Below are 26900 nucleotides of genomic sequence, written 5' to 3'. Positions count from 1 at the left end.
TTTCTAAAATTATGGATGAAGAAAGAATTTTAACTAAACACCCTAAAGGTAAGGCTGGTGTAAATATCTTAAAAAGAAGATATGATACGATTAAAGAATTTATATTAAATACAATTGAGGAGTACGATGAGATAAGTTACGATAAACTGTCAGATATTGCAGTAAAAAAATTGAGTAAAACTTTTGATGGAAAGGTAATTTGGTATATTGTTACGGTCAAATTGGATTTAGAAGCTAGACATATAATTGAAAGAATTCCCAAGACAAGTCCACATAAATTACGAATAAAAACATAACTGTTTTTACTATCTTACTGAACAATTAACACAACTCGCCATATAAGAACAGCTGGTTGCCATTTTAAAACTTATAACTATAAATGAAGCTAGGTAAAATTTTTCTATTGACTTTTATAAGTCTATTATTTACTTGTGAAAGCAGTAATGATGATAGCGTTGAAATTACAGTTTCAGTTTCAGATTTTGAAACGAGTATTAACGAAAACCCTTCTGCAAATGAATCGATTGGATTTATAAATGCAACTACAAATCAAGGAAACTTAGTTTACTCAATTATTGAACAGAATCCTAGCAATAGTATTTCAATGAATTCCTCAACTGGAGAAATTACAGTGGCAAATCCAAATTTATTTGATTTCGAAACCAATCCTCAAATAACAGGAACAGTAAAAGTAATTAACGGAGATATTTCAGATATAGCTTTTATTACAATCAATTTAATTGATTTAGAGGAAATAACGGTAACTGCTACAGATTTAGAAATTGACCTAAGCCAAATTCCAATTGAAAATGAAATTATTGGTCAAGTTATTGCCGAAACTAATGAAGGGAATCTAACATTTGAAATTTTAAATCAGAGTCCAAATGAAATCCTACAAATTAATACGACTACAGGTGAATTACATTTAGTATATTTCAATAATTCAGTCTTTACTGGAAATCCATTCATTACAGCTTCAGTCCGAGTTTCAAATGGAAATGTTTATCAAGATATTTCTGTAGTTGTTAATCTAATTCCACTTTGTGATTCTAATGAAGACCCGCAGCTCTTAGCATTTTACCCAATGAACTCAAATGCTTCTGATGAAAGTGGTTTCAATAATAACGGGAATGTCAATGGTCCCCTTCTTACGAATGACAGATTGGGAAACAGTAATTCAGCCTATCATTTTGATGGTAATGATGATGAGATTAGAATTCCTGATAGCAACCAGCTAAGATTGACCAATGAATTCACTTTAATGGCTTGGGTTTATCCAGAAGAAATAAAAACCCATCAAATCATTAGAAAGGGTACAGCAGTAAATGGAATTTACTCTTGGCCATATGGTTTAAGCTTGTCAGGAACCAATGAAATTATTTTTTCAATAACAACTGATGGTACGCTTACTCAAGCAAGAAAACAAGGTTACAATATCAATGAATGGTACTTAATAACTGGAGTTTTCAAAAACCAAAAATTGTACTTGTATGTTAATGATGAATTATCTGCAATTGAAGATGTCGATGGCAATTTTAATTATGATGATTCTCCTTTACTAATTGGAACAAGGCTGAACTTACCTTCAGATACATTCAAAGGTATTATTGATGATGTTAGAATTTACGATAGAGCATTATGTCTTGATGACATAGTTGAAATATACAGTAACTAAATTCAACCAACCGCAACTTACAAGATGTAAATTCATTGCTATTTTTGCCTAAAGAATTTTCGAGACATCGATTTTATTCAAATTCAAAATAGCTTTGTCTCAAGGCATTTAACCTACATGAACACGTTGACACTAACTAAATAAACCAGATAAATGAAAGCCCTAAATTATGCACTTGCAGTAATTGCTACCTTGCTGCTGCTATTCTGCCTAAACGGTATATTAAAACCAAAAGTTTCATTTGAACTTTTTGCTAAAATTGATAAGCCTATAGAAAAATCCTGGCCTTTACTTCAAGACAAATTCAATTTGTCTAATTTGTTAGAGGATGTACAGGAAACAGAATACGTATATGGAAATCCCGGAACCATCGGATCAGCATCTGATATCTACATCAATTCCGACGGAAATCATCAAATCATTAGACAGGTGATTACGGAAATCACTCCTAATAAGTCCATTTCTATTTTATCTGAATCCAAGTTCAAAAATGTAGAATATCAGCTTAGTGCCGTTGAACACAATGATACCACCTATCTAACGTCAAAAATAACCTATAAAGGAAACAACCTATTTACAAAGTCTTACATTGCTTTGACGGGATCTTCTCTTGTTGAAAAAGAAGAACTTAATTTTAGAAACTTCCTCAACAGTGTAAGTGACACTAATTTAAAAAAATTCAATGCTATTGAATAGAAGTAGGTTCCACCAAGGTTGAGTTTCATTAAGAACTTAAATCAATTAAAATTATATCTTTATAGAAAACCAACACTTGATGATACAATTCTTTAGAAAAATTAGACAAGACTTACTTTCCGAAGGAAAAACCAAGAAATATCTTAAATATGCAGTTGGAGAAATTGTACTTGTTGTTATTGGAATCTTGATCGCACTTCAAATAAATAATTGGAATGAAAACCGAAAAAACGAAATCACTGAAGCCGATTATTACTGTAGAATTCTTGACGACTTAGAACTCAATCAAAAGTTAATCGACGAAACCTCTAAACTCACAACAAATAAAATAAAGCTCTGCAAAGAGTTGATATTAGATTTAAACAAAATACCTAACGAAAGAGGTAAAATACTTGATAAATTCGTTCTTGCCTTAAGACAAGACGTGTTTGTGCCCAGTACTATTGCTTTTGAAGATATCACCTCTTCAGGCCAGTTGAAGTTATTGACAGATTTAAAACTTAAAAACAGACTTATTCAACATAGTACTTTTTTGAACAATATTTTAAATCTACTTCAAGAGAATCGAAATGAGATTATTGAAAGAATGGGTGATTATGATTTGGTATGCGATTTTGGGTATCAAGATATTGAATATCTAAATAAAGAACTCGATAAAGAACATCTGGATTTATTGCCAAAAAACGATTGGACAAATGAGCCTAATAATCCGATATTCTTGAAGTTTCAAGACAATCTTGTGTTTTTTATCGCTATGTTAATTCGTCAAAAACAACATTTATCTAATTTGAAAAAGGAAATGCAAGAACCGATAGAATTACTAAAAAAGAAAAAATGTCAATAAGTTCAAACCATGAGTAAACTAAGACGAGTAGCATATTCTTTAACTGTGTTTCTTGCACTTTTAATCTTAACAGACTTTGCTTTTCCAGGTAAAATAATAAATGATAGAATACGCAATGTTGATAGTGACGTACAACAATATTACAATGCTGCAAAAAACTACCATTACACTTATAAAGTAATCACAAGCGAACATGAGTTTATGGTAACTGAAGATTTTGCTGAATTAGAATTGACTAATAAAAAAATCGAATACTCAGTTTCTAGAATATTTAAAGACGTAAACTGGTATCGATTACCTCCTTCTGAAAGCAAATCTTTCTATTCTTTGAGGATTTATTCAGGACTCGTACTTCCACTACTAGCTATCATTGCAATTTTTATAGTCTATCGATTTAAAAAGGATATCGTGATGGTAGTTTTAATACTACAAATACTTTTAATTGCAGACCTGATATTCCTAATACTGTAAATAAAGACCATTGCCAATAACGCATGATGTTTATTGATTTGTTGTTTAACTGAAGGAATTAGGTGTAGGCTATGTAAAAATTTCTTGAGAAACAAAATCAAAGAGATGATGACATTTTAAAAGTTATCCGATATAATAGAATAAGTAATTAACTCAAAATCAATTATCATGAAAAATTACAATGTTCTATTAATCATCACAGTGTTTCTCCTTACTGCATGCTCAAGCAATGAAGATTCCCCAAACAATACAAATCCCGGCATTTTCTCTGCCAACACAACAGAGATAAGGTTTAATGGAGCAACTATTGAATGGACTGAATCTAATGATCCTGATGGAGACGAGGTGACTTATGCCATTATACTAGACGGACAGGAAATAGCTTCTGGTGGTACTTCACTAACCTATAGCTTCACTGGTTTAGAACCTGAAACATTATATGAAGGTTATGTAGAAGCAAGGGATGGAAATGGTGGTACTTCACAAGCACCTTATTTCTTTACTACAGAACCAGAAGTACTCATTTTTGAGGTAGACATACAATGCAGATGGTGGGAAGGCGCAGGTGGCTATGGTATCGTTAATTATTTTGAAATCAATGCTGTGCCAGATGCCATTAGTTATTATGTAGAAATATTAGAATACAGTCCTGACCCAATACCTTCAAATGTTGGTAGAACCTATTCTTGGACACCAAATTCAAATTTGCCAACTGGAAATAATGTCGGTTCAGGTTCGAGCCATCTAACAGAATATACTCCTGGCGTGTATCATGCCAATACCAGTACTGGAAGCGGTTCCTTAATTTATCTTAATGATGCGATAGCTAATTGCGAAGCCGTTAATGCAACAGCTAGAGTTACCGTTATCGTTGGTGAATAAAAGAGAAAATCAACAACTCATTTAAAGACTTTTTTAGGTAGAATTCTCTACTTGCTAAAGTCTTTTTTTATTTAAATAAACTTATTATAAATCAAGTAGTTATGAATTTCTGATTCTAGTGATACTTAACATAATAATTCAAAAGATAGATTAAAATACATATCGAATTCAAATAACCACTACTATACGTCTATTTCGTTTTTTTGCTATCTTTCTAAACGAATCACTTAACTAATCAAACACCCTCAAATGACCTCAATGAACACTTTAAGAAGCTTTCTCCTTTTTTTAATTATTGTCTTTTCAAATACCACATTTGGTCAAGAAGTTGCTAAACTTGATATCATTAGCATCAAATCAAAGTTTTTAAGTCAAGAAAGGGAAATCTTAATTTATACACCATGGCTTTATGAAGAAAGAGATTTGGTCTCATTTGATGTCATTTATGTATTTGATTCACAACATCGGGAATTATTTGATTTGGTTCATTCAGCTTCCAATTTCATTATGGGTTCAAAGAAATTTATTGTTGTTGGAATTCAGTCTCCTGGTTACCCAGAAATAGATTACTACAGAAATAACGACTTGTTCCCTATGCCTATCAATGTGCCTTTAGAGGGTTACAATGTACAGAATCCCAATGCTGAAAATTTTTGGAAATACGTGAATCAAGAAGTCTTTCCTCTGATATCAGAAACCTACCGAACAACAAATAAAGTGTATTTAATCGGACACTCAATGAGTGCCTCTTTTGTATTGGATAAGTTAATAAAGCATCCTGATCTTTTTACAGGTGTCATAGCCATATCTCCTAATTTGGCTTATGATGAAAATAGATTGGCTCAAGATTTTATCAATACTAAATTTGATGAAATCTCGGATGGTAAATTCATTTATATAAGTCAGGCAAATGAATATTTTTCCTTTGGTGAAAAATGGGTAAAGGCATATGAGAAAGTAAAGGAATTTATTGAACATCAAAACGCAACTGAAAAACACACTGTTTTACTTAAAGAATACCCCAACGAAAACCATTGGAGTGTATATCTGCCATCCCTTAGTTTTGCCATGAATAACTTTAAAGAGTTCGTTAACAATAACCCTTACATACCTAACGGAAATAAAAAGCAAATCACTTTCAAAGTCCGGGTTTTGGAAGAAAATGACAACGCTTATATAACAGGAAACCAAGAAAGTCTTGGAAATTGGGATCCGTCCAAAGTGAAGTTAACAAAAACATCTACTTTAGAACGCGAAATCACTTTAGAAGTTCAATTCCCTTTGGAGTTTAAGATCACAAGAGGGAATTGGGAATCTCAAGCGTTTACAAACCAAACAACCAATGACGGAGAAAATATTATAATCTTTAATGTAGATAAGGAGGTGTCGTTAAAAGTTGAGCAATGGAACGACAGGTAAAATTTCGAATAAACTTTATACACATATAACAGCAAAAAAACTAAAAGGCAAAACGGAAACCATTGAACTATTTACGATAGAAAAAAGCCCAATTGCCAAATAGCCTCCTAACTATTGCATCAAAATTTTCTCGTTGGAAATTCGTAGGAATTAAGTAACTTGTTTGCTTAATGATGAACGACTCACATCTTTATCTTTTCCAAATCGCCTACAAACACGCTGTGAGTCATTTTAAATAAAGACACAAAAACAATTTGATGAAATATTACACTACACTCATAGCCATTTTAATTTCTTGTTTCAGTTTCTCGCAATCCGCTGATGATTTCATAATTACTTACGAAGTGAACAACAGCACAGGGTTATATGTTCAATACCCCTTTTTCGGAAACAGTTTTACTATAGATTTAGGAGATGGAAACACCTTAACAGATGACGACGTCAATACAACAGGAATACACCATACCTATAGTGCACCAGGAATATATACAATTGTTGTTACCGGAGGAATCAATAGAATAAACTACGATGGTGGCTCAGGATACAATATGGATGAAAAAGTGAAATCAATTGAACAATGGGGTTCTGCTCAATGGATTTCAATGGAAAATGCTTTTGCTGGCTTACAGAATTTAACAATTAATGCTACTGATGTTCCAGACTTAAGTCTAGTGACAAATATGAGTAGTATGTTCAATGGTTGTCATTCTATGAATTCACCTATTAATGATTGGGATGTATCCAACGTAACAAATATGTCTAGCTTATTCTATGAAGCATTCGCTTTTAATCAGCCTCTAGACAACTGGAACGTGTCTAATGTTACCAATATGCAAGCTATGTTTGGAAGAGCATCTGCCTTTAATCAAAATATTGATAATTGGAATGTGTCCAATGTAACAAATATGGTTGGGATGTTTAGTTGCTTTCCTCAAGACAGCAGTAGTTTTAATCAGCCTTTAAATAATTGGAATGTATCTAATGTCACCGACATGTACTGGATGTTTCGAAATGCCATTAGCTTCAACCAGCCACTAAACAATTGGAATGTTTCTAACGTTGTTGAGTTTGGTTATATGTTTCTGAATGCTTCTTCTTTTAATCAAAATATCAATAGTTGGAATACCCAAAACGCCATGTCTACAAGAGGCATGTTTCAAGGTGCATCGTCATTTAACGAACCTGTAAATGACTGGGATTTGTCTAACAATTCAAGCATTAGGGAAATGTTTAAAGATGCGATTTCATTTAATCAACCCTTAGATAATTGGGATACCACAAATGTGATTTATATGAAGGGAGTTTTTCATAATGCATCAAATTTCAACCAAGATATCTCTGATTGGAATTTCCAAAATGTAACTGATTTCACAAATGGTTTTACCGATGAATCCTTTGTTGGATATACTTCTATGAATACAGATAATTATGATGCTTTACTATTAGCATTAGCGCAATCTGGACTGCAAAACAAAGTGCTTCAGGCTTACAGTGTTGCGTATTGCAACACGCAAGTTAGATCTTATTTGGAAAACCAAGCCAATTGGTGGATTATAGGAGATGATTTGAGCAATGATTGTGTGGATTATTCAATTTCGGGAACAGTTCTATTTGATCTAGATACTAATGGATGTGACAATAATGATATACCAATAGATGGGATTTTAGTAACGGCAACAAGTGATAATTTTGATTATGGATCAATGATTCTAAATGGAAATTATTCCATTGAAGCAAATCAAGGCGTATTTGATATAAGTCTTATGAATCTGCCAGATTACTTTACATCCTCTCCTTTGAATGAGATATTGACACTAGACACCAATAACCCAACCGATGTAATAGATTTTTGCCTGACCGCAAATCAAGTTGTTGATGATTTAAACATGTCTATCATACCTTTGAACGATGCAAGACCTGGTTTTGAGTCGTATTATAAATTGGTAATAAAAAATATAGGCACACAAATCATTGAGAATGTTTCAGCTACTTTCACTTTTGACAATACGAAACAATCCTTTTTATCTGCTATTCCAAATGAAGCAAGTGCTTTACCAAACAACTTAAATTTCAACTTAGGAACAATACAACCATTTGAAAGCATAGAGGTTGATATCGCCATGCAAAATTTTGCACCTCCGACTTTAAATGCTGATGACACCTTAAACTTTACTGGATTAGTACTGCCAGATGCGAACGATTATTCTCCAAATGACAACTTATATAACTTAGAACAAATAGTTGTAAATGCATTTGATCCTAATGATAAAAGAGTCTTACAGGGCGAAACTATTACTATTGATGAATCAGATAATTATTTAGATTACATTATTAGATTTCAAAACACGGGTAATGCTAACGCTACTTTTGTTAGAATTGAAGATGTATTAGATCCAGAATTAGATTGGACTACCTTAAGAATGGTAAGTGCAAGTCACGATTATCAAGTAAACATAACAAACAACAATGAGGTAGAATTTCTTTTCAACAACATAAACTTGCCTTATGAAGCCTTAGATGAGCCTAACAGCAAAGGGTATATTGCTTATAAAATCAAACCTAAATCAACCATCCAAATTGGAGATATAATGAGTGGAAATGCAAGCATCTATTTTGACTACAACCAACCTATTATTACCAATACAGTGTCTACTCAGGTCGTTGATAATTTGAGTATTAATGAATATTCATTAGACCATACACTAAAAATTTATCCCAATCCGACGAATGACTATTTTAAAATAGATATCCCATCTAACGTAACCATAGAATCAATTGAACTATTTAATGTCTCTGGAAAATTAATTAAGGAATATTCTAAATCGGAAACATATATTATACGTAATTTAAGCCCTGGATTGTATTTTTTGAAAATAAAAACAGATCAATCAGAGGTAACAAAAAAACTAGTAAAATTTTAAATGAAAAAATACCTCTTATTACTATGTGTCGCTTTTCTATGTCAATATGAACTAATTGCACAATCAGAATCAGAATCAGAATTTGAATTAGAACCTTCGCAAAGCATGTTGATGACTGGCAAAGGCCCAGGACAAGATGGTGCTATCAATCCTTATTACGGAAAAGATTGTTTTGCAATTGTAAAAAATATTGGAAAAAGCAGCTTTTCTATTAGAATTCAGCAAAAAGGAAAAATAATAAACACAATCACTATTGCCAGCAAAGAAGTTAAGAAAATTAAGCTTCTGAAAGAGCATGAACTATATCTCGATGCCAACTCCAAGGAAAAGATAAATGCAAAAGTAGATTTTGAAAAAATCGACAATTAATCAATTTAGATGAAAAACCACGCCATTTTAAGTTTCATCTTTCTTATGTTTTTTGTGTCCTGCAATCAAAAAACGGATAAAAAACCAGATGAAACCAAACAACCAGCCAAGGATTATTCAGATTGGTACCAAGTCGCTTCAGGCAAACCCAACGCGCTTGTATTTGCAAGTTATAAAACTACAATGATAGCCAATGGTAAAGATCAATCTTTATTACGCATAAGCGCTGTAGACAGCACAGGAATGGAAATTAAAGATGCGTCATTACCCTTTCGCATTAGTGTTAAAGGAGATGCCACAATTATAGATATTGATAGCTCAGAGATCGAATCAGTTTTAAAATCTGATACCCTCTCCATTTGGAAATCAAAAATTTCGAATGGTGTAAAAAAATTATGGCTTAGAGCTGGAAATACAACCGATAAAATAAAAGTTGAAGTAGTAACAGACAGTCTTTGGCCAGCTTCTCACGAAATACACACCATTTCAGCCGATGTAGAATTATTGAAACCTACAACCTCGCAAATTACCAAAGGACCTAAAATTGAACCAGAGATGTTGGGTGCCGATATTTCCTTTTTACCTCAACTTGAAGCCAGAGGAATGGTTTTTCATGATGATGGTCAAGAAAAGGATGCCATTGAGATTCTAAAAAACCATGGATTTAATTATATCCGCTTACGAGTGTTTGTCAATCCTGAAAATGAAAATGGCTATTCTCCAGAAAAAGGGTTTTGCGGATTGGACTATACCTTGCAAATGGCAAAACGTATTAAAGATGCAGGACTACATTTGCTATTAGATTTTCACTACAGCGATACTTGGGCCGACCCACAAAAGCAGTTTAAACCTAAAGCTTGGGAAGGATTGGAATTTAATGAGCTCACCAGTACGCTTAAGGAGTATACAAAATCAGTGCTCCAAGAACTAAAAAACCAAGGCACAATGCCAGAGATGGTACAAATAGGAAATGAAGTTAATCATGGTATAGTTTGGCCAGAAGGTCATATTTCAAATTTAGATAATCTAGCGAGCTTGTTAAAAGCAGGTTCAGAAGCTGTAAGAGAAGTAGATCCAAACACAAAGATAATGATGCATTTGGCGCTAGGCGGACAAAATAAGGAGACGACATTTTGGTTTGACAACATGATAGCACGTGGAGTCGAATTTGATATCATTGGACTCTCCTACTACCCTATATGGCACTGTACATTAGATGATCTCAACAGTAATATGCTGGACATTATTGATCGATATAAAAAAGATGTGAATGTTGTTGAATACAGCGCTTTCAAAAAAGCGGTAAATGATATGGTATTCAATTTACCAAACAATAGAGGAAATGGTACCTGTATTTGGGAACCTTTAAACACTTGGAGCAAAATTTTTGATGAAAATGGCCTACCACTGAAAGAATTGTACTATTATGATGATATTAAAGGAACATTTATGACTAACCAGTAATAAGCGCTCATCATAAAACTAACGCAGCGACACGATTTTCAAAAAGCCATTTCTATAAAGATGTTATCTACTAGAAGTAATTGATTCAATGAAACACATGAATTTCAATAAATTGAATTTTAGAGTAGCTACTGCAAATGATATAAAACAAATTCAACGTGTAAGAAATTCAGTTAGAGAAAACATATTATCAAATCCCAATTTAGTCACAGATGAGCTTTGTTTAGAGTTCATAACCAACCGTGGAAAGGGTTGGGTTGGTGAAATTGAAAACCAAATCATCGGATTTTCTATTGTCGATTTAAAAGAACGGAATGTTTGGGCTCTTTTCATAGAACCAAATTTTGAGTGCAATGGCATAGGAAAGCAATTACAGAAAATCATGTTAGATTGGTATTTTAGTCAAACCTCTGATAATATTTGGTTAAGTACAGACAAGAAAACAAGGGCTGAAAATTTTTACAGAAAAACAGGATGGACCGAAATCGGCACACATGGAAATGGTGAAATAAAGTTTGTGATGACCAAAGAAAATTGGGAAAAGCACAGCAGAACTTGAATTCACTAAAAATCATATCTTTAGAGACACTAACCTTTAACAATGAAGTTTTTTAGAAAAATCAGGCAAAGCCTCCTCTCCGAAAATAAATTCAGAAAATATCTCATTTACGCTATAGGTGAAATTGTACTTGTGGTAATTGGAATATTAATCGCTTTAAGTATTAATAATTGGAATGAAAACCAAAAAGATTTAGAAACAGAGGGCTTAATCCTCAAGCAATTGCAAAACGAGTATCAAAGCAATCTTTTACAGTTAGATGAAAAAATACTGATGCGAAATGAAGCTTTAGTGGCTTGTAATAAATTACTAAATTTTATTGACGACCCTAATTCAGTTGATGAAGACCTCTTTTACAACTCTTTTTCAAAAATTATAAGAGATCCTACATTCGACCCAATTAAGAATGATATTGTTGGTACTGATAAATTACGACTGATTCGGAACCAGGAACTCGTTAGGATCTTATCAAATTGGTCTTCAGAAGTATATCAAGTGCAAGAAATAGAGTTAGAATACCAAAAATTTAGAACGGAAATGATCATTCCTTGTGCTATTAGACTCGGCGTTTCTAGAAATATCAACAATAATGTATGGAAAGATGGTTACACACCTACAGAAGCCCTAGACAAAAATTACAATTATAAATTCAGTATTGGTCAGTCAAAAAAGAATGTAGACCTGAACAATGTTCTTTCAGACACAGAACTTGAAGGCATCGTTAGCCAAGTAATAACCTTTAGCCAAATCGCTAATTTTCAATCTCAAACATTAAGGGACAGAATTACCAATATGTTGTCAATACTCGAACAAGAGATTCAAAAACATCAGTAAAATTAATACTATGGAAGAAATCCAAGAGTGAATGAACAGTTCATCAATAGGATTCAACAATTCAGAAATTAATACTTCCCTTTAAAAATGTAAAAAAGGAAATTTGTCTACGACATTTACAAATATCCCATGCTTCTGAAAGACAAATAACATTATGAAAAAAAAGATATTTAGAATCGTATTACTGGTAGGAACAGCAATCTCCTTGTACTTTGTACCATGGATTTTGGTTTGGGCATGGATTTTACCCTTGCCAAATACGGTTCAAGAACAAGTTGATGAAGCAATTGGTCATGGTTTTGATGGAATGATAGTGTATGTAGATAAGGGAGGAGAACCTCCAGCATTTTATACAGGTGGTTGGAAAAATCGGGAAAATAAAATCCCTGCAGACCCACAATCATTATTTAAAATTGCAAGCATCAGTAAACTGTATACTGCAGTTGCCATCACAAAACTAGCCCATACCAATCGCTTATCTTTAGATGATGCTTTATCAGATTACTTTCCAGAACTAGTAGGCAGAATTGAAAATGCTGAACATATCACATTGAGGCACATGGTTCAACATCGTAGTGGAATTCCAAATTTCACAGATAATCCTGCTTATTGGGAAAATGAACAAGAAAATGGTAAAAAGGCGCTTGAATTTGCGCTCGATTTACCAGCACATTTCGAACCTGATAAAGGCTATGCATATTCAAACACCAATTATTTATTGCTACGAAAAATCATGGATAAGGTTTTAGGTTATAGCCATGAAAAATATATCAAGGAGCACATATTAATACCCCTTGAACTGAACAATACATTTTTTTCTTTGAAAGAAGTCAATTTAGACGATGTAATGAGTGGTTATTATGTAGGTTTGGAGCAAGATTTTAAGGAAAATGAAAACGGCATGCTCGCTACTGCACAAGATGTTGGAATATTCTTAAGAGCGTTAAATGATGGTTCGGTATTTAAAGAAGGTGAAGAAGAAATCTACGCTTCTATTTACGAATACGAACATGGAGGATTGGTTCCTGGGTACCAAAGTCTTGCCGAATACCATGACGATATCGACACCGTTGTTGTGCAATTTATAAATACAACAGATTTTAATGGTTATGAGTGGAATTTATCAGAAATCACTATCAATCGAATTGTTAAGATTTTGAAGAAAAAAGAATAGATGTGTTCTTTATTTATAACTTTTCAAGAAGCTGATTACAATCAAAACAATAGCGCATAAGCCCTTCAAGAGGTACATCTTCACATCCCTTTAAAGTTAGTTCTTCTTTGGGTTGCGCTTGGATAGTTTTATAAAATTGAGCTGCAGTATTAACAATATTATTCCGTCGATGCTTTATTTGGTCACGAAGCATTTTACCATCTAAACTATCAATTGTAGCAGGCCAAATCTTAAAAGCGTTATCTATCGCTTCATTGGTGAGAAGTTGGGAAAGTTGTTGCGCTTCATCTGTAAATTGAGCTAAAGTAGTATTCCTAAGGAAGTAAATATCAAACTTGGAAACCAATCCTTCATCAAAAACTTTTTCTGAATCAAAACTTTGAACTTCAGGATGAAAACTATCGTTAGTTATTAACGTTGGAATGATACCATCTCCCTTAAAAAACGCATTATCTCGATCGGTTGGAATAGGTGTTGCTGTTGATATTCCATTGTGTTCTTGAATGGCCCAACCCCATTGCTTGGCATGGCGATCCCAATCACCAATAATATTATCAAAAAGACGCGCACGTATCAAGGCATTTTTATTTAGTATCACAGGAACTTCTTTTTTGTTTTGTAATTCTAGTAAGTCGTCTGTGTCAATAAGTTCTTTAACATTGGTTAGCCGTGTCCAGTTAACGGGTCCTTCACTTTCGTACTCTAAATAATACAATCTATTGCCATATTTTTTATTATAATCACCCAAAGCCTCTTGCTCAGGAACAAAAACCAATTGAGGTTGCGTATGAAGTACATCTACAGCATCTGCAAGCTGCGCTACCAATAAGGCAGCGTAAGGATGCTGTGCCGAAACACCATCAACGACAATGTTCTCTAGGTGTAAATCTTCAGCTATTTCGGGAATTAGTGGTTCTGGATTTTTGCTCAAACTTCGCAAGGTATACAAAACTCCTTTCGAATCTGCTATTTTAATTGAATGGGTTTGATTGCCACCACCTTCTTTCACAATCCTCATACCGCCTTTTAGAGTGTCCAAAAACACAATCGGTACTGTAACTGGTGTACTCCATGCGTCACGATACTGTTCGCCCTGCATAATTTCTTTTAGAAAACTGGCTTCGTATAAAAGATTGGCTGCCACAGTAACAGAATCAAACTCTTTAAAATCAGTTCGAGTTATATCATCTACACTTAGAATCTTACAAGTAGCAAACGTTTTCTTGGTTTCAAAAAGTGAAAGATAAACCATCGCAATAAACACGATTAGTATGACAACCAGAAAAAATAAAATTTTACGCATGGAACAGTTAGTATTTCAATTCAATAAAAAATAGTAATTTTTAAACATTTAGGTACTTGGATCTCTTCGGAATACTTCAATCACGTTAAAGATAAAGATACAGAAGAATACCCATATTAATCCCGCTATAAACCCTCCAGCAATATCCGAAGGGAAGTGTACTCCAAGATAGATTCGGCTAACACCTATACTAAGGATGAGTAACAGTAATAATGATATGATTATCATTTTAAGTAATTTATGAACGTTCAGAAAAGAGACCAAAAAAATTAAAAATCCATAAAATGCCATGGCACTCATCGCATGACCACTAGGATAACTAAGGGTATTCACAACCACAAGATGTTCAATGTCGTCTGGACGAGCACGATCTATAACACGTTTTAAAATTACATTTGAAAAACTAGCCAAAAACAAAACAAGGGTAATCTGTCCGATATATTTCCACTTTCTAAAGACCAAAATAGTAAGCAGAAGTGCAATCCCTAATATAATGAGATAGCCATGAACATCACCAATTTTGGTCATCGTAATGAAGTAACTATCAAGTGCTGGACTACGGAAAGAAGTGATATAGTTTGTTATTTTAGTGTCATAAGCAATAAGTTTATCAGAACTGAGCGTATCTGTAAGTTCTATAAAAACATTAATCCCAACGACAACAACTATAAGGGCAAAAACAACAATAATTATATAGGGTAGCTTAGATCGGTATTTACTAAAGCGCGGAACTATTTTATTTCGCACCCATTCTACAAGTATTGTTAGCCATTTTACCATACACTGCATTATTTTGAACAATAGGTATAAAAAGTGATTGTTCTCTTTTATTAACTTAATATATAACTTTACGTATACTTGCCACTTTTACTGCTGCTACTTTAATACCAGTTTAACATTTATTGCTGACTTAAAAATATTAAGTTAAATAATAATTCATTAGATAACACAAATTACATACGTTGTTTAGACTACAAAAATCAGATACTTCTATTCTAACCAAGAGAATCCTCTTTTTTAAAATTTGTACTTTTAATTAAATCTATCAAAAAACAAACTGGTTAAATGAATAAATACAAAGCATTTTTATCCATAGTTTTGGTATTGTCACATAAACATAAACTATAGTATGACATGAAGGGAATTAAAATTGTCAATCGCGAATTAACCTCAAAGGAAATCGAACATGTGAATACTGGCTTTGACAAGCTTTCTATTGAAGAAGGGATCGCACTTGAAAGTACTCAACAAATGAGCTTTGTGGCTATGAAAGACAACAAACTTGTGGGATGCGCTTCAGGATTAGCTCATAAAAATGGAGATCGCTATTCTGGTTGGTTCCATTTAACCGATTTATTTATCGATAAAGAATTTCGAGATCAAGGCATCGGTTCTGATCTTTTGGAAGCATTGGAACATCACACTAAAGCAATCGGTGTTCAGAACATTTGGTTATGGACTTCAGGAGCTGCAACCATCCGATTTTACAACAGACATGGCTATAGACAATTTACTGAAATGGAAAACTGGTATTCTGATGGCAGTAGTCGTATCGGATTTAGGAAAGCCTTATCATAACACCACTAATTTGAAAACAGCCACTTTTGAGATTCCTTAAAAACATCCTTTTATTTCAAAGAAAAATAGTGTTTATATCCTATGCCATTGCTGTTTTAATAGGATTGGTATTTGGTGGTGACCTTAAAGTTATCGGATTGATCTTTCTTTGCGTGTCTCCTTTTGTGCACTTCTTTTTCTATGAAGTCAAGAATAAAAACCAATACTATTACTACTATAATTTAGGATTAACCAATACGAAACTTTGGATTTCAACTGTTGTTTTCGGAATTATAAATGTTTTAATCTTGGCCATAATTTGAACTCACTTCATATAGATAGCGTCACAAAATCCTTTGGAAATAAAATTATTCTGAGTGATATTTTCATGTCTTGCAATAAAGGAGAAATCAAAGGCCTCATTGGTCGTAACGGTTCAGGAAAATCCACACTTCTTAAAATCATCTTTGGAACTGAAAAAGCAGAATCTAAATTCGTTAGAGTTGGCAACAAAGTCATCAAAAACAATTCAGACAGAAAGAACCTGATCAATTATTTACCTCAAGACAACTTTTTACCGAATAATATTTCTATAAGAACCTTAATACACTTGTTTCTAAGAAAGGAAAACAGACCTATCCTTCTGGAAAATGAACATATTAAACCCTTATTATACAAAGAAAACCAACACTTATCTGGTGGTGAAAGAAGAATGGTTGAAATATTGCTCATAGTACATTCTGATGCAGAATTCATATTATTGGATGAACCTTTCAACGGAGTGAGTCCGATCATCAAAACCTACATCATTGATTACATCAAGAAATTGAAAGCTTCAAAAGGATTCATCATTACAGACCACGACTATGAAAATGTGATAAGTTTAGCCGACACAATCGTTTACCTACAAAATGGCTATCTAAAACCAATTGATGATAAAAGTGAATTGATAGACTTAGGATATATATCACGAGCGACTTTCGATAACGTTTATAAATAACCACATCATTTTCCTTATTGAAAATTCGCTGGAATTAATTAACTTGTTTACTCTAGTAACCGTAAGTTATGATAACGTTTTTCAGAAAAAATAAGTAATATCATAGTAGTTATTGAAACCTATGGAACTATTTGAACAAATAAACCAGTGGATTAACAAATATCCAGTAACCTCAAATATTTTTAAATACATTATTTGGGCTGTTCTTATTTTACTTACCATCGCTTTTTTACGACGATACCTTAGACGTAAACTTCCTGATAATAGCATTCGATACAAATCGCAAAAAGCAGTTGAAATTTTCGGTTACTTTTTACTCGTCATTGTTACCATTTCTTTTTTTACAGGAAGCATCAAAGACTTTGCTTTGGCCATAGGACTGCTCACAGCTGGAATCACGATTACCTTGCAAGAATTGATTTTAAGTGTGGCAGGTTCCTTCTACATCTTTTTTGTTGGCGTATATAAACCAGGCGACCGAATTGAAATCAATAATATTAAAGGCGATGTGATTGATATCGATAGTATTTACACGACCATGATGGAAATTGGTGAATGGGTATCGAGCGATAATTACAGTGGCAGAATTGTTAAATTGAGTAATGCCTTTGTATTTAAAGGTCCTGTTTACAATTATTCAAGGGATTTTCCATTTGTTTGGGACGAGTTCAACATCCCTATTCGATATGGTTCCGATCTTGAATTGGCTAAATCCATTGTGGTGAAAACCGCTTCTGAAATCCTTTCAGAATATGTAAACCAATCCATTTCAGAATGGAATCAAGTGGTCAATAAATATTACATAGAAAACGCTCAGGTGGAACCAACCTTAGCCATTACAATGACCGACAATTGGGTGCAATTCAATTTGCGTTATATAGTTGATTACAAAAAGAGACGATCTACAAAACACCTGTTGAATGAACGCATCGGAAATGACATCATGAAGACTGAAGGCAAAGTACAATTGGCCTCTACAACCGTAGAAATCATCAAAATTCCTAATATCAATATAGATAAAGGAGACTAACAAAACAGTAGCTACTAAAAGTTATGTTTGGTGCAGTTTTCAAATTGCTAATTCATTTTATTTATGTAATTTGTGAATGTACACCTATTCTCCTACTGTAGCCTGTCTAGATGAGAAATATTGATATCAACTTTGTGTTTTTATTTTTAGCCTTGGTAGCTGAAATAATTGGTACGATTGGTGGCTTTGGTTCTTCGGTATTCTTTGTCCCTATTGGTAACTTTTACTTTGATTTCTATTCCGTCCTTGGCCTGACCGCCATTTTTCATTTGTCGAGTAATTTGAGTAAAATTTTCCTGTTCAAAAAAGGCTTGAACAAAAGACTCCTCCTCTATATTGGCGTTCCTTCTGTGATTTTTGTTATAATAGGTGGTATCATATCCAAATACCTCAACACTTACTTTTTAGAAATCTTTTTGGGATTGTTTCTCGTAGCCTTGAGTTTGTTTTTTTTAATTAAAAGCAAAGTAGTTGTACATGCTAAAAATAAAAACGCCATTATTGGTGGAACCCTTTCCGGATTTTCAGCAGGCTTACTTGGCACTGGAGGCGCCATTCGTGGCTTAACCATGGCAGCTTTCAACTTAGAAAAAAGTGTGTTTATTGCCACCTCTGCCTTTATTGATTTTATGATTGACTTTTCAAGAACCTTTGTGTATTACAACAATGGGTACATTCATAAGCACGATTTAAAATATGTACCTTTTTTATTGGTCATTGGATTAATAGGTTCATACATTGGCAAAAAGATCTTAGCTTACATTCCGCAATCTAAATTTCGAAAATTATCTTTGATTTTTATCCTTTTGATAGGTATCGCTACTTTATTAAAGATTTATTTTACCCAAGCTGAATAAAAAACATGAACCATCACTTAAAAAAACTTATTACTGAACTAGATCTGAAACCACATCCTGAGGGCGGATTTTTCAAGGAAACCTATAGATGCCGTGAACGTATTCCAAAGGAACACTTATCTGAAAATTATAGCGGAACAAGAAACTACTCCACCTGTATCTATTTTCTACTGACCTCAGAAAATTTTTCAGCATTTCACAAAATCAATCAAGATGAGATTTGGCATTTTTATGATGGATCGCCAATTAGCTTACACCTGATATCAGAAGATGGCACCTATCTAAAACAAATGATTGGTTCGGATATTTTAAATAAGCAAGTCCCACAGTTTGTTGTTAAGGCAGGAAGTTGGTTTGCCGCAGAAATCGAACCTAAGGATTCTTATGCCTTAATAGGATGTACGGTGTCGCCTGGTTTTGATTTTGACGATTTTCAACTTGCCAAGCGTCAAGACCTGCTCAAAGAGTTTCCTGAACATCAAGAAATCATATCAAAATTAACTCACGAATGATCAAATTACAGAATACCCTTTTATTAATTATAGCATTACTGTTCAGTAATGTATGCATTGCGCAAACCACTATCAAGGAGTACAAAGCCAATGACCATATATATCTTGTAGGTGATCGCGTGTTTTCACTCTATTATATTACTCCTGATGGTGTTATTGTGATTGATCCCATTAACGATGCCATTGCTAAAAAAACAATGCAACTCATTAAAGAAAAGACCAATCTACCAGTAAAATATGTCATTTACAGTCATAACCATTGGGACCATAATGGTGGCGGACAAACATATAAAGATCAAGGTGCAGAATTCATAATGCATGGAGAAGCTTTTAAAAATTTAGCTGAAAACAAAAAAATCATCACACCAGATTCCATTTGGAAAGGCAATCAAAACTCAATCACTTTGGGAAACAAACAAGTTGAATTGTTCTATTATGGAAGAAACCATGGTAGCGGTATGACTATCTTTAGGTTTCCAGAATACAACGCTGTGTTTACAGTTGACTTGGTTGTACCAGATCGTGTACTATACACCTATTTGCCAGATGCTAAACCTAAACAATGGCTTGAAGATTTATATGAAATTGAAAAGTTGGAGTTTAATGACTTATATATGGCGCATGTAAGACCTATAGGAAGCAGAAAAGATATAGAGCTTCAAATCCAATATTTTGAAGATCTGTATCGAGCAACTGAAAAAGCTCTACAAGATGGCATACCATTCTTTGAAATTCCAAATAAGGTCAAGCTTCCTCAATACAAACACTTTCTCTTTTATGATGAGTGGTTACACATGAATGTTTGGCGAATCTTAATGGAAAAATCCATCGGACAATAAAATTAACTTGCACATTAAAACTATTAATCGTAATATTGCAATATACAAATAAAACACATGGGCTTAGCTAAAACTGAAATATTTACCGACCATCAAAATGAAATTGCTCGTTTTGCAAAGGTTTTTGGACATCCTGCAAGAGTGGCAATTTTACAACACCTTTTCAAGATCAATACCTGTGTTTGTGGTGACTTGGTAGATGAAATTGGTCTGGCACAACCTACTATTTCACAACACCTTAAAGAATTGAAAAACTTAGGATTAATTAAAGGAAATGTTGAAGGTACGAGCGTTTGTTATTGTATCGACAAAGAAAATTGGTCCACTATGAAAGCTGTTATGTTAGAGTTTCTTGATCAAGATATATCTCAAAAAAGTTGCTGCTAAAAAAATTTAAATCTATTAATCGTAAAATCGCAATAAACAAATATATAAAATACAATGAAATTATCAGAAGTAAAATCAGCATTAGAAGAATTGGAAACCATAGGCTTTCAATTACCAAATGGAGACCTAGTTCCAAGTCATTTCCACGTCACTGAAGTCGGTAAAATCTCAAAACACTTCATTGATTGTGGTGGAACAGTAAGAACTGAAAACGTCGTCAACTTTCAACTATGGAATGCCAATGATTACGACCATAGATTACATCCGAAGAAATTATTGAACATCATCGAGCTTTCCGAAGAAGTCTTAAAAATTGAGGATTCTGAAATTGAAGTGGAATACCAAACAGATACCATTGGTAAATTCGGACTTGAGTTTGATGGAACGAATTTCTTGCTGACGTCAAAAAAAACTGACTGTTTGGCTAAAGACAAATGTGGAGTTCCAATGGAAAAACAAAAGGTAAAACTATCCGAACTTAGTAATGAACCATGTTGTTCACCAGATGGTAATTGCTGCTAATCATTTGATATGACACCAACAAAATCAACTTTGTTTCCTGAAATAGAAAACTTGACAAACTCGCTAAATGTCCAATCAATTTCAGAAGATAGGAAAGCTATTCTACAGCCTTTAATTGAGTTTATGCAATTAAAACTCTCAAACGATCAAACAATTCGTATCAACTTTATTTGCACCCACAACTCACGCAGAAGTCATTTATCACAAATTTGGGCACAAACCATAGCACATTATTTTGAATTAAAAAATGTGTATTGTTATTCTGCTGGAACGGAAGCTACAGCATTGTTTCCTATGGTTGCTGAAACTTTAACGGATTCAGGATTTCAAGTACAGAAATTATCTGATACCTCAAATCCAGTCTACAGCATCAAATACGCTGAAAATGAGCATCCAATCATAGGATTTTCAAAAACATTGGACCATGATTTTAATCCGAAATCAGACTTTATTGCTATCATGACCTGTGATTCGGCCAATGAAGCCTGTCCGTTTGTTACAGGTGCTGAAAAGCGTGTACCTATAACTTTTGAAGATCCAAAAGCATTTGACAATACACCTCAGCAAAAGGAAAAATATATGGAACGTAGTCTTCAAATCGCTACCGAATTACACTATGCGTTTTCACAACTAAAACCGTAAGATATGGGAACCAAAAAACTGAGTTTTCTAGACAAGAATCTAACATTATGGATTTTTGTTGCCATGGCATTGGGTGTCGGAATTGGATATTTTTTTCCAAACTTTCCTGATATCATTAATGCTTTCAACAGTGGTACCACAAACATTCCAATAGCTATTGGTTTGATCTTGATGATGTATCCTCCTTTGGCTAAAGTGAACTATGCACTCTTGCCAAAAGTGTTCAGAAACACAAAAATTTTATCGATTTCATTACTGCTTAATTGGATTATCGGACCTGTTCTGATGTTCATTTTGGCAATTACGTTTTTAAGAGATTATCCTGAGTACATGGTTGGTTTAATTTTAATCGGACTTGCACGATGTATCGCTATGGTATTGGTTTGGAATGACCTCGCGGAAGGCAGTAGTGAATATGGTGCTGGTTTGGTTGCCTTAAACAGTATTTTTCAAGTCTTTGCCTATAGTTTTTATGCATGGATTTTTATTACAGTACTTCCTCCCTATTTTGGATTTGAAAGTGCTATTGTCGATATTTCCATTGGAACCATCGCTGAAAGCGTTGCCATTTATTTAGGCATCCCATTCATAATGGGCTTTTTAAGTCGATTGATTCTGGTTCGACTGAAAGGTGAAGATTGGTACACCAAAACCTTTATTCCTAAAATATCTCCTATCACTTTGATCGCTCTGTTATTTACAATTGTGATTATGTTTTCGCTTAAAGGAGAATTGATTGTTGACATTCCTATGGATGTAGTCATCATTGCCATTCCGTTACTGATTTACTTTGCACTGATGTTTATCATTGGCTTTTTTATTACTAAAGCTGCTGGTGGCACTTATGATAAAACAACCTCAGTAGCATTTACAGCTGCAGGAAACAATTTTGAGTTAGCCATAGCTGTGGCGATTGCAGTCTTCGGATTAAATTCTGGTCAAGCATTTGCGGGAGTCATTGGTCCTTTGGTTGAAGTTCCAGCACTGATCTTATTGGTTCGGGTTTCTTTTTGGTTGCGAAAAAAATATTTCAGATAAGTCTCTTTTAGAATAGATTCAGGAATTTCTTCATTTATAATGGTTACCTTTAATTCTACTAATCTTTAGGAAAACCAAAGAACTAAATTTTCCTTTTTTAGTGTTTTCTAAAAACTATATGAAGAAACAGCATGAATCTTAAGCTAGGAATTATTTTATGTCTTACATTTTTAGTCTTTAGTTGTAAAGATGACAAAAAGGTTTCCGTTATTGAAGAACCAAAACCGAACAGAATTGTTCTTATCTCCATTAACGCTCCAAAAAAGTATTTACACTTTATCAAACAGGATAGTATTGGAAAAAAATTAATCGACAGTACTGGTCCGAGAACATTCTACAGTAACAATGGCTTTTCTTATCTAGATAAAATGAATAGCATTCAAAATTGGATACCAAAGCCCCAAACCAGAGATACAATTACAATTGAATGCTATTCTGATTTTTTAGAACTCTCAACCAACAATTTTTACACCTCAATAAAAGAAACTTTTTTGGTTAAAAATGGAGATACTGTAATCTTTAATTATGAGCACAGTATTCCCAAAGCAACAGTTGTAAACAGAACCGTTAATGATGAGGAGCTAAACTACAACAGCTATAGACTAAAAACCTTATTTGACAACAAGTACACCAGCCATTACTTAGTTTTTGGAAACCTATTTCTTAATGATCGAATTGATGAACATGAGCAAAAATCGATTGAATACTACATGGAAGCCCAAAACGATTTCCATAGAGAGATAACTCTTTTGGATTCCTTACTTCAAAATGGACAAATATCAAAACTGAATTATGATTATAGGAAAGAAGCCTTGAACATGTTAATGGAAAAACACAAAAAAAATAAAGGTGTGAAAAAATGGCTGGAATTAAATCAATCCTTGAAAGGAGACGAAACAATCGATATAGTTCACGGATTTGATCTTTCACAAACAGATTCATTAATGACCTTTTCATTCTTTAGGGATTATTTAATCGATATCTCTCAATATGAGATACCTTTCATAAAAGAAAACAACGGAAATTCAGGAGGATATTATATTGATTCCAGAATTCGTTTCGATTCGATTTTAAAAGACAAAAGATTCAATCAGACTGCAAAAAACTTTTTATTACATGATGCGTACCATGGCATCGGAAGGGATTTTAAAGTAGCCGACAAAGAGAAATATCTTGAAAAACTACAAAAGCATAGCACAAATACAGAGCAAATAGATCGATTGATTGACACCTATAACTTAGACTTCAATAAATCAGAACAATTGATTTTAACTACTCTTGAAAAAGATACACTAACCTACACTCAAGTTTTAAAACAAAACAAAGGAAAATGGCTTTACATCGACTTTTGGGCAAGTTGGTGTAAGCCTTGCTTAGAAGCGATGCCTGCTTCAAGGCAACTAAAAAACGAACTCAAGGACAAGAATATTGAATTCATTTATATTGGTTTAAATGACAAACGAGAAAATTGGTCGAAAGTACTTACTTCGGAAGGACTTTCTGAAAGCCAAAATTATTTCGTAGAAAATGGAAATACTTCTAAAGTAATTGAAGATCTTGGTATCAAAACCATTCCACATTACTTAATTTACAATCCCGAAGGAACCTTAGTCAACGGTTATGCAAATCGTCCTGGAGATGGTGCTAAAACTCAATTAATAGACCTAGTTATAGAATAGACAACTAAAAACTTATCTTTATAATAGATTTAAATCTTAATAAATAAATACTTATTATTAATGAAAAAATTAATCCTAATAATCTTATTAATTCTTCCTATTGGTGCTTGTTCACAATCTGAAAAAGAAACGTACAAAAAAGTATCTGACGAATTTGTGGAATATTATAATGCAGAAGATTATCAAAACGTTTTTAACCTTTTCTCATCGGAAATGAAAAGTGCCTTACCACTGGAACAAACAACCGATTTTCTCAAAGGACTGATGCTTCAAGTTGGTAAAATCAAGAACCGTGAGTTTATCAAATATGAAAAGGGATCGTATGCATCGTACAAAACACAATTTGAAAAAGCGGTTTTATCGGTAAATATTTCACTAAATGCCAAAGCAGAAATTAATGGTCTGTTTGTAAAACCGTTTGTTGAAAGCAATCATCCAAAACTCGATAGAAACACGACTTCACTTATACTTCCTTTTAAAGGAGAATGGGATGTTGTTTGGGGCGGAGACACCAAGGCATTGAATTATCACGTGGAAAATGAAGCCCAAAAACATGCCTTTGATATTGTCATCACTGATGCTGAAGGTAAGTCGTTTAAAACAGATGGTAAAACCAATGAAGATTATTATGCTTTTGGAAAAGAACTAATCGCACCTTGTGATGCCGAGGTTGTATTAGTCGTTGATGGCATAAAAGATAATATACCTGGAGAGTTGAACCCTATTTATGTACCAGGTAATACTGTAATTCTTAAAACCGACAACAATGAATATTTGTTTTTTGCCCATTTCAAACAACATTCAATTGTAGTGAAACAAGGTCAACAAGTAAAACAAGGTGAATTATTGGGTCTGTGCGGAAATTCAGGCAATTCTTCAGAAGCACATCTACATTTTCATATTCAAAATATTGAAAACATGAACCACGCAACAGGTGTAAAATGCTTCTTTGATGAAATTTATGTCAATGGAAAGATTGAAAAGGAGTATTCTCCAATAAAAGGGGATAAAATCAAAAATAAATAGTCCATTCATTTTTAGTAACTTTAGTATTGAACCCAGCTGTTAAAAAACATGATTACCGAATTTAAAGAAGAACAGAAATTTACGCAATGGTGGCTATGGTTGATTCTAATTGGAATTGCCTTTATACCCATTTTTGCCATTTACAAGCAATTGATTCTTGGTGAAAAATTTGGAACTAAGCCACTATCAGATACTGGAGTAGTCGTGTTTGCCGTATTTATCTTCTTGTTTCTACTTCTTTTCTATGTGATGGGATTGAGAACACATATAGATAAAAAAGAAATCAGACTCGCGTTTTTCCCATTTGTAAAGAAAACCACCCAATGGTCTGACGTCAAATCGGCTGAGGTTTTAGATTATGGTTTTGTTGGTGGTTGGGGAATAAGAATTTGGACCAAATACGGAACAGTCTATAACGTGAAAGGCAGCAAAGGACTCGCTATTGAACTAAATAATGGGAAAAAGTTTCTCATTGGCACTCAAAAAGAAGACGAACTCAAACGCCTTGTAGAGAGAGCCAAAAAACAAGAATGGTTACATCTATCCGAAAAACTGTCCTAGTGCAGATGGCGCATACAACAACCATCCCGTTAAACTATGTCTATCGATATTAGACTTCAAAACTTGATGTGGTAGATCTGCACTTTTAAACAGGATACATCTCGATCCTATTGGTTCAACAATTTTAGACGTGCCATCTTTTAAAAAGAGCTCTAACTCACCTCCATCACCTGGCTTCCAATTGTTATTGAGATAGATAACGACCGTAATCATGCGATTTGTTCTGCTATTAAACTGGTCTAAATGCTTTTTATACTTTGCTTCTGGTGGATAATTAGCTAAATGAAATTCGTAACCTGACAAACTCAAATAGCAATAACGGTTAAACATAAAAATAGCTTCATCAACTAAAGTCCAAAACTCTAACAATGAAACATCTCGTTTTCGATCCAACCAATAGGTATAGTCACCACGAATGTCATGACGAATGGTATTATTGTCCAAAGCACCAATTCCAGCTTTAGAAAATAGTGGCAATGTGGTTTCAAAAAATGAAGAAATGTCATCAAACAAATTTTTATCCAAAAAATCATCTATGACAACATAGTCCTTATTGGAGAGCTCATCCATCCAGGATAGCCATTGCTCCACATCATGATACTGATTCAATAATCTAAAAAATAGCGCGCAAATATAAAT

30 protein-coding genes are annotated in these 26900 nt (G+C 33.5%); 27 read left to right on the top strand and 3 right to left on the bottom strand.

What is annotated here, in order from left to right; all coding sequences use genetic code 11:
- The first annotated feature begins 11 nt into the window (after positions 1–11).
- The 13 genes from AB9K26_RS07070 to AB9K26_RS07010 all read left to right on the top strand — a co-directional run bounded on the left by AB9K26_RS07070 (position 12) and on the right by AB9K26_RS07010 (position 13308).
- Positions 12–296 carry a hypothetical protein gene (locus AB9K26_RS07070; RefSeq protein WP_369971842.1) on the top strand — a complete coding sequence of 95 codons (285 nt, stop codon included), beginning with the start codon at positions 12–14 and terminating at the stop codon, positions 294–296.
- Between the two features lie 83 nt (positions 297–379).
- Positions 380–1675: a LamG-like jellyroll fold domain-containing protein gene (locus AB9K26_RS07065; protein ID WP_369971841.1), complete on the top strand. Its 1296-nt coding sequence runs from the start codon at positions 380–382 to the stop codon at positions 1673–1675.
- Positions 1676–1828: 153 nt separating this feature from the next.
- Entirely contained in the window at positions 1829–2371 is a 543-nt protein-coding gene (locus AB9K26_RS07060; RefSeq protein ID WP_369971840.1) for a hypothetical protein, read from the top strand.
- A 79-nt stretch (positions 2372–2450) separates the two neighbouring features.
- Positions 2451–3215, top strand: a complete 765-nt coding sequence (locus AB9K26_RS07055) for a DUF6090 family protein (protein ID WP_369971839.1) — start codon at positions 2451–2453, stop codon at positions 3213–3215.
- 9 nt (positions 3216–3224) lie between these two features.
- Complete coding sequence (locus tag AB9K26_RS07050; protein WP_369971838.1) at positions 3225–3686, top strand: hypothetical protein; 462 nt, start codon at positions 3225–3227, stop codon at positions 3684–3686.
- 168 nt (positions 3687–3854) lie between these two features.
- Positions 3855–4568, top strand: coding sequence for a hypothetical protein (locus AB9K26_RS07045; RefSeq protein ID WP_369971837.1), 714 nt, complete (start codon positions 3855–3857; stop codon positions 4566–4568).
- A 249-nt stretch (positions 4569–4817) separates the two neighbouring features.
- Entirely contained in the window at positions 4818–5987 is a 1170-nt protein-coding gene (locus AB9K26_RS07040) for an alpha/beta hydrolase-fold protein (protein ID WP_369971836.1), read from the top strand.
- Positions 5988–6244: 257 nt separating this feature from the next.
- Positions 6245–8908, top strand: coding sequence for a BspA family leucine-rich repeat surface protein (locus AB9K26_RS07035; RefSeq protein ID WP_369971835.1), 2664 nt, complete (start codon positions 6245–6247; stop codon positions 8906–8908).
- Positions 8909–9277 carry a hypothetical protein gene (locus tag AB9K26_RS07030; protein WP_369971834.1) on the top strand — a complete coding sequence of 123 codons (369 nt, stop codon included), beginning with the start codon at positions 8909–8911 and terminating at the stop codon, positions 9275–9277.
- 9 nt (positions 9278–9286) lie between these two features.
- The gene (locus tag AB9K26_RS07025) at positions 9287–10741 is read left to right on the top strand and encodes a glycosyl hydrolase 53 family protein (protein ID WP_369971833.1); all 1455 of its coding nucleotides are present in this window, start codon (positions 9287–9289) and stop codon (positions 10739–10741) included.
- A gap of 97 nt (positions 10742–10838) precedes the next feature.
- A complete protein-coding gene (locus AB9K26_RS07020) occupies positions 10839–11300 on the top strand; it encodes a GNAT family N-acetyltransferase (RefSeq protein ID WP_369971832.1) in 462 nt (153 codons plus the stop codon).
- Positions 11301–11342: 42 nt separating this feature from the next.
- Positions 11343–12134, top strand: a complete 792-nt coding sequence (locus AB9K26_RS07015) for a DUF6090 family protein (protein WP_369971831.1) — start codon at positions 11343–11345, stop codon at positions 12132–12134.
- Between the two features lie 154 nt (positions 12135–12288).
- Positions 12289–13308: a serine hydrolase domain-containing protein gene (locus AB9K26_RS07010; protein ID WP_369971830.1), complete on the top strand. Its 1020-nt coding sequence runs from the start codon at positions 12289–12291 to the stop codon at positions 13306–13308.
- 13 nt (positions 13309–13321) lie between these two features.
- Here AB9K26_RS07010 and AB9K26_RS07005 read toward each other — a convergent pair whose 3' ends face one another.
- Together AB9K26_RS07005 and AB9K26_RS07000 are read right to left on the bottom strand one after the other, a co-directional pair.
- Positions 13322–14560, bottom strand: a complete 1239-nt coding sequence (locus AB9K26_RS07005) for a hypothetical protein (RefSeq protein ID WP_369971829.1) — start codon at positions 14558–14560, stop codon at positions 13322–13324.
- 99 nt (positions 14561–14659) lie between these two features.
- Positions 14660–15391, bottom strand: coding sequence for a phosphatase PAP2 family protein (locus tag AB9K26_RS07000; RefSeq protein WP_369971828.1), 732 nt, complete (start codon positions 15389–15391; stop codon positions 14660–14662).
- Positions 15392–15745: 354 nt separating this feature from the next.
- Between AB9K26_RS07000 and AB9K26_RS06995 the strand changes: the two genes are divergently transcribed.
- From AB9K26_RS06995 to AB9K26_RS06930, 14 genes are all read left to right on the top strand, one after another.
- Entirely contained in the window at positions 15746–16189 is a 444-nt protein-coding gene (locus tag AB9K26_RS06995) for a GNAT family N-acetyltransferase (protein WP_369971827.1), read from the top strand.
- 26 nt (positions 16190–16215) lie between these two features.
- Entirely contained in the window at positions 16216–16491 is a 276-nt protein-coding gene (locus AB9K26_RS06990) for a hypothetical protein (protein WP_369971826.1), read from the top strand.
- Positions 16488–17168, top strand: coding sequence for an ATP-binding cassette domain-containing protein (locus AB9K26_RS06985; RefSeq protein WP_369971825.1), 681 nt, complete (start codon positions 16488–16490; stop codon positions 17166–17168). The genes AB9K26_RS06990 and AB9K26_RS06985 overlap by 4 nt, the downstream gene beginning before the upstream one ends.
- A 121-nt stretch (positions 17169–17289) precedes the next feature.
- Positions 17290–18198: a mechanosensitive ion channel family protein gene (locus AB9K26_RS06980; RefSeq protein ID WP_369971824.1), complete on the top strand. Its 909-nt coding sequence runs from the start codon at positions 17290–17292 to the stop codon at positions 18196–18198.
- 110 nt (positions 18199–18308) lie between these two features.
- Complete coding sequence (locus AB9K26_RS06975) at positions 18309–19055, top strand: sulfite exporter TauE/SafE family protein (protein ID WP_369971823.1); 747 nt, start codon at positions 18309–18311, stop codon at positions 19053–19055.
- A gap of 5 nt (positions 19056–19060) precedes the next feature.
- Positions 19061–19567, top strand: a complete 507-nt coding sequence (locus AB9K26_RS06970) for a cupin domain-containing protein (protein WP_369971822.1) — start codon at positions 19061–19063, stop codon at positions 19565–19567.
- The gene (locus AB9K26_RS06965; protein WP_369971821.1) at positions 19564–20406 is read left to right on the top strand and encodes an MBL fold metallo-hydrolase; all 843 of its coding nucleotides are present in this window, start codon (positions 19564–19566) and stop codon (positions 20404–20406) included. Before AB9K26_RS06970 ends, AB9K26_RS06965 begins: the two co-directional genes overlap by 4 nt.
- A gap of 57 nt (positions 20407–20463) precedes the next feature.
- The gene (locus AB9K26_RS06960) at positions 20464–20793 is read left to right on the top strand and encodes an ArsR/SmtB family transcription factor (RefSeq protein WP_369971820.1); all 330 of its coding nucleotides are present in this window, start codon (positions 20464–20466) and stop codon (positions 20791–20793) included.
- A 54-nt stretch (positions 20794–20847) separates the two neighbouring features.
- A complete protein-coding gene (locus AB9K26_RS06955) occupies positions 20848–21315 on the top strand; it encodes a DUF6428 family protein (protein WP_369971819.1) in 468 nt (155 codons plus the stop codon).
- Between the two features lie 9 nt (positions 21316–21324).
- Complete coding sequence (locus AB9K26_RS06950) at positions 21325–21957, top strand: low molecular weight phosphatase family protein (protein ID WP_369971818.1); 633 nt, start codon at positions 21325–21327, stop codon at positions 21955–21957.
- 3 nt (positions 21958–21960) lie between these two features.
- Positions 21961–22995 carry an ACR3 family arsenite efflux transporter gene (arsB, locus tag AB9K26_RS06945; protein ID WP_369971817.1) on the top strand — a complete coding sequence of 345 codons (1035 nt, stop codon included), beginning with the start codon at positions 21961–21963 and terminating at the stop codon, positions 22993–22995.
- Positions 22996–23126: 131 nt separating this feature from the next.
- A complete protein-coding gene (locus AB9K26_RS06940; RefSeq protein ID WP_369971816.1) occupies positions 23127–24674 on the top strand; it encodes a TlpA family protein disulfide reductase in 1548 nt (515 codons plus the stop codon).
- 60 nt (positions 24675–24734) lie between these two features.
- Complete coding sequence (locus AB9K26_RS06935; protein ID WP_369971815.1) at positions 24735–25700, top strand: DUF3887 domain-containing protein; 966 nt, start codon at positions 24735–24737, stop codon at positions 25698–25700.
- A 48-nt stretch (positions 25701–25748) separates the two neighbouring features.
- Positions 25749–26261, top strand: coding sequence for a hypothetical protein (locus AB9K26_RS06930; RefSeq protein ID WP_369971814.1), 513 nt, complete (start codon positions 25749–25751; stop codon positions 26259–26261).
- Here AB9K26_RS06930 and AB9K26_RS06925 read toward each other — a convergent pair.
- Complete coding sequence (locus tag AB9K26_RS06925; protein ID WP_369971813.1) at positions 26241–26870, bottom strand: 2OG-Fe(II) oxygenase; 630 nt, start codon at positions 26868–26870, stop codon at positions 26241–26243. The two genes, AB9K26_RS06930 and AB9K26_RS06925, sit on opposite strands and share 21 nt — an antisense overlap.
- Between the last annotated feature and the right edge of the window lie 30 nt (positions 26871–26900).

The organism is Psychroserpens sp. XS_ASV72 (assembly GCF_041224425.1).
Taxonomy (GTDB): Bacteria; Bacteroidota; Bacteroidia; order Flavobacteriales; family Flavobacteriaceae; genus Psychroserpens.
Note: the sequence above shows the minus strand (reverse complement) of the source record. Positions and strands in the feature narration are given on the sequence as shown.

Excerpts from the sequence above, each read along its gene's own strand:
- AB9K26_RS07070 (WP_369971842.1), top strand. The coding sequence starts at position 12 with ATGGATGAAGAAAGAATTTTAACTAAACACCCTAAAGGTAAGGCTGGT.
- AB9K26_RS07065 (WP_369971841.1), top strand. The coding sequence starts at position 380 with ATGAAGCTAGGTAAAATTTTTCTATTGACTTTTATAAGTCTATTATTT.
- AB9K26_RS07060 (WP_369971840.1), top strand. The coding sequence starts at position 1,829 with ATGAAAGCCCTAAATTATGCACTTGCAGTAATTGCTACCTTGCTGCTG.
- AB9K26_RS07055 (WP_369971839.1), top strand. The coding sequence starts at position 2,451 with ATGATACAATTCTTTAGAAAAATTAGACAAGACTTACTTTCCGAAGGA.
- AB9K26_RS07050 (WP_369971838.1), top strand. The coding sequence starts at position 3,225 with ATGAGTAAACTAAGACGAGTAGCATATTCTTTAACTGTGTTTCTTGCA.
- AB9K26_RS07045 (WP_369971837.1), top strand. The coding sequence starts at position 3,855 with ATGAAAAATTACAATGTTCTATTAATCATCACAGTGTTTCTCCTTACT.
- AB9K26_RS07040 (WP_369971836.1), top strand. The coding sequence starts at position 4,818 with ATGACCTCAATGAACACTTTAAGAAGCTTTCTCCTTTTTTTAATTATT.
- AB9K26_RS07035 (WP_369971835.1), top strand. The coding sequence starts at position 6,245 with ATGAAATATTACACTACACTCATAGCCATTTTAATTTCTTGTTTCAGT.
- AB9K26_RS07030 (WP_369971834.1), top strand. The coding sequence starts at position 8,909 with ATGAAAAAATACCTCTTATTACTATGTGTCGCTTTTCTATGTCAATAT.
- AB9K26_RS07025 (WP_369971833.1), top strand. The coding sequence starts at position 9,287 with ATGAAAAACCACGCCATTTTAAGTTTCATCTTTCTTATGTTTTTTGTG.
- AB9K26_RS07020 (WP_369971832.1), top strand. The coding sequence starts at position 10,839 with ATGAATTTCAATAAATTGAATTTTAGAGTAGCTACTGCAAATGATATA.
- AB9K26_RS07015 (WP_369971831.1), top strand. The coding sequence starts at position 11,343 with ATGAAGTTTTTTAGAAAAATCAGGCAAAGCCTCCTCTCCGAAAATAAA.
- AB9K26_RS07010 (WP_369971830.1), top strand. The coding sequence starts at position 12,289 with ATGAAAAAAAAGATATTTAGAATCGTATTACTGGTAGGAACAGCAATC.
- AB9K26_RS07005 (WP_369971829.1), bottom strand. The coding sequence starts at position 14,560 with ATGGTTTATCTTTCACTTTTTGAAACCAAGAAAACGTTTGCTACTTGT.
- AB9K26_RS07000 (WP_369971828.1), bottom strand. The coding sequence starts at position 15,391 with ATGGTAAAATGGCTAACAATACTTGTAGAATGGGTGCGAAATAAAATA.
- AB9K26_RS06995 (WP_369971827.1), top strand. The coding sequence starts at position 15,746 with ATGAAGGGAATTAAAATTGTCAATCGCGAATTAACCTCAAAGGAAATC.
- AB9K26_RS06980 (WP_369971824.1), top strand. The coding sequence starts at position 17,290 with ATGGAACTATTTGAACAAATAAACCAGTGGATTAACAAATATCCAGTA.
- AB9K26_RS06975 (WP_369971823.1), top strand. The coding sequence starts at position 18,309 with ATGAGAAATATTGATATCAACTTTGTGTTTTTATTTTTAGCCTTGGTA.
- AB9K26_RS06970 (WP_369971822.1), top strand. The coding sequence starts at position 19,061 with ATGAACCATCACTTAAAAAAACTTATTACTGAACTAGATCTGAAACCA.
- AB9K26_RS06965 (WP_369971821.1), top strand. The coding sequence starts at position 19,564 with ATGATCAAATTACAGAATACCCTTTTATTAATTATAGCATTACTGTTC.
- AB9K26_RS06960 (WP_369971820.1), top strand. The coding sequence starts at position 20,464 with ATGGGCTTAGCTAAAACTGAAATATTTACCGACCATCAAAATGAAATT.
- AB9K26_RS06955 (WP_369971819.1), top strand. The coding sequence starts at position 20,848 with ATGAAATTATCAGAAGTAAAATCAGCATTAGAAGAATTGGAAACCATA.
- AB9K26_RS06950 (WP_369971818.1), top strand. The coding sequence starts at position 21,325 with ATGACACCAACAAAATCAACTTTGTTTCCTGAAATAGAAAACTTGACA.
- arsB (WP_369971817.1), top strand. The coding sequence starts at position 21,961 with ATGGGAACCAAAAAACTGAGTTTTCTAGACAAGAATCTAACATTATGG.
- AB9K26_RS06940 (WP_369971816.1), top strand. The coding sequence starts at position 23,127 with ATGAATCTTAAGCTAGGAATTATTTTATGTCTTACATTTTTAGTCTTT.
- AB9K26_RS06935 (WP_369971815.1), top strand. The coding sequence starts at position 24,735 with ATGAAAAAATTAATCCTAATAATCTTATTAATTCTTCCTATTGGTGCT.
- AB9K26_RS06930 (WP_369971814.1), top strand. The coding sequence starts at position 25,749 with ATGATTACCGAATTTAAAGAAGAACAGAAATTTACGCAATGGTGGCTA.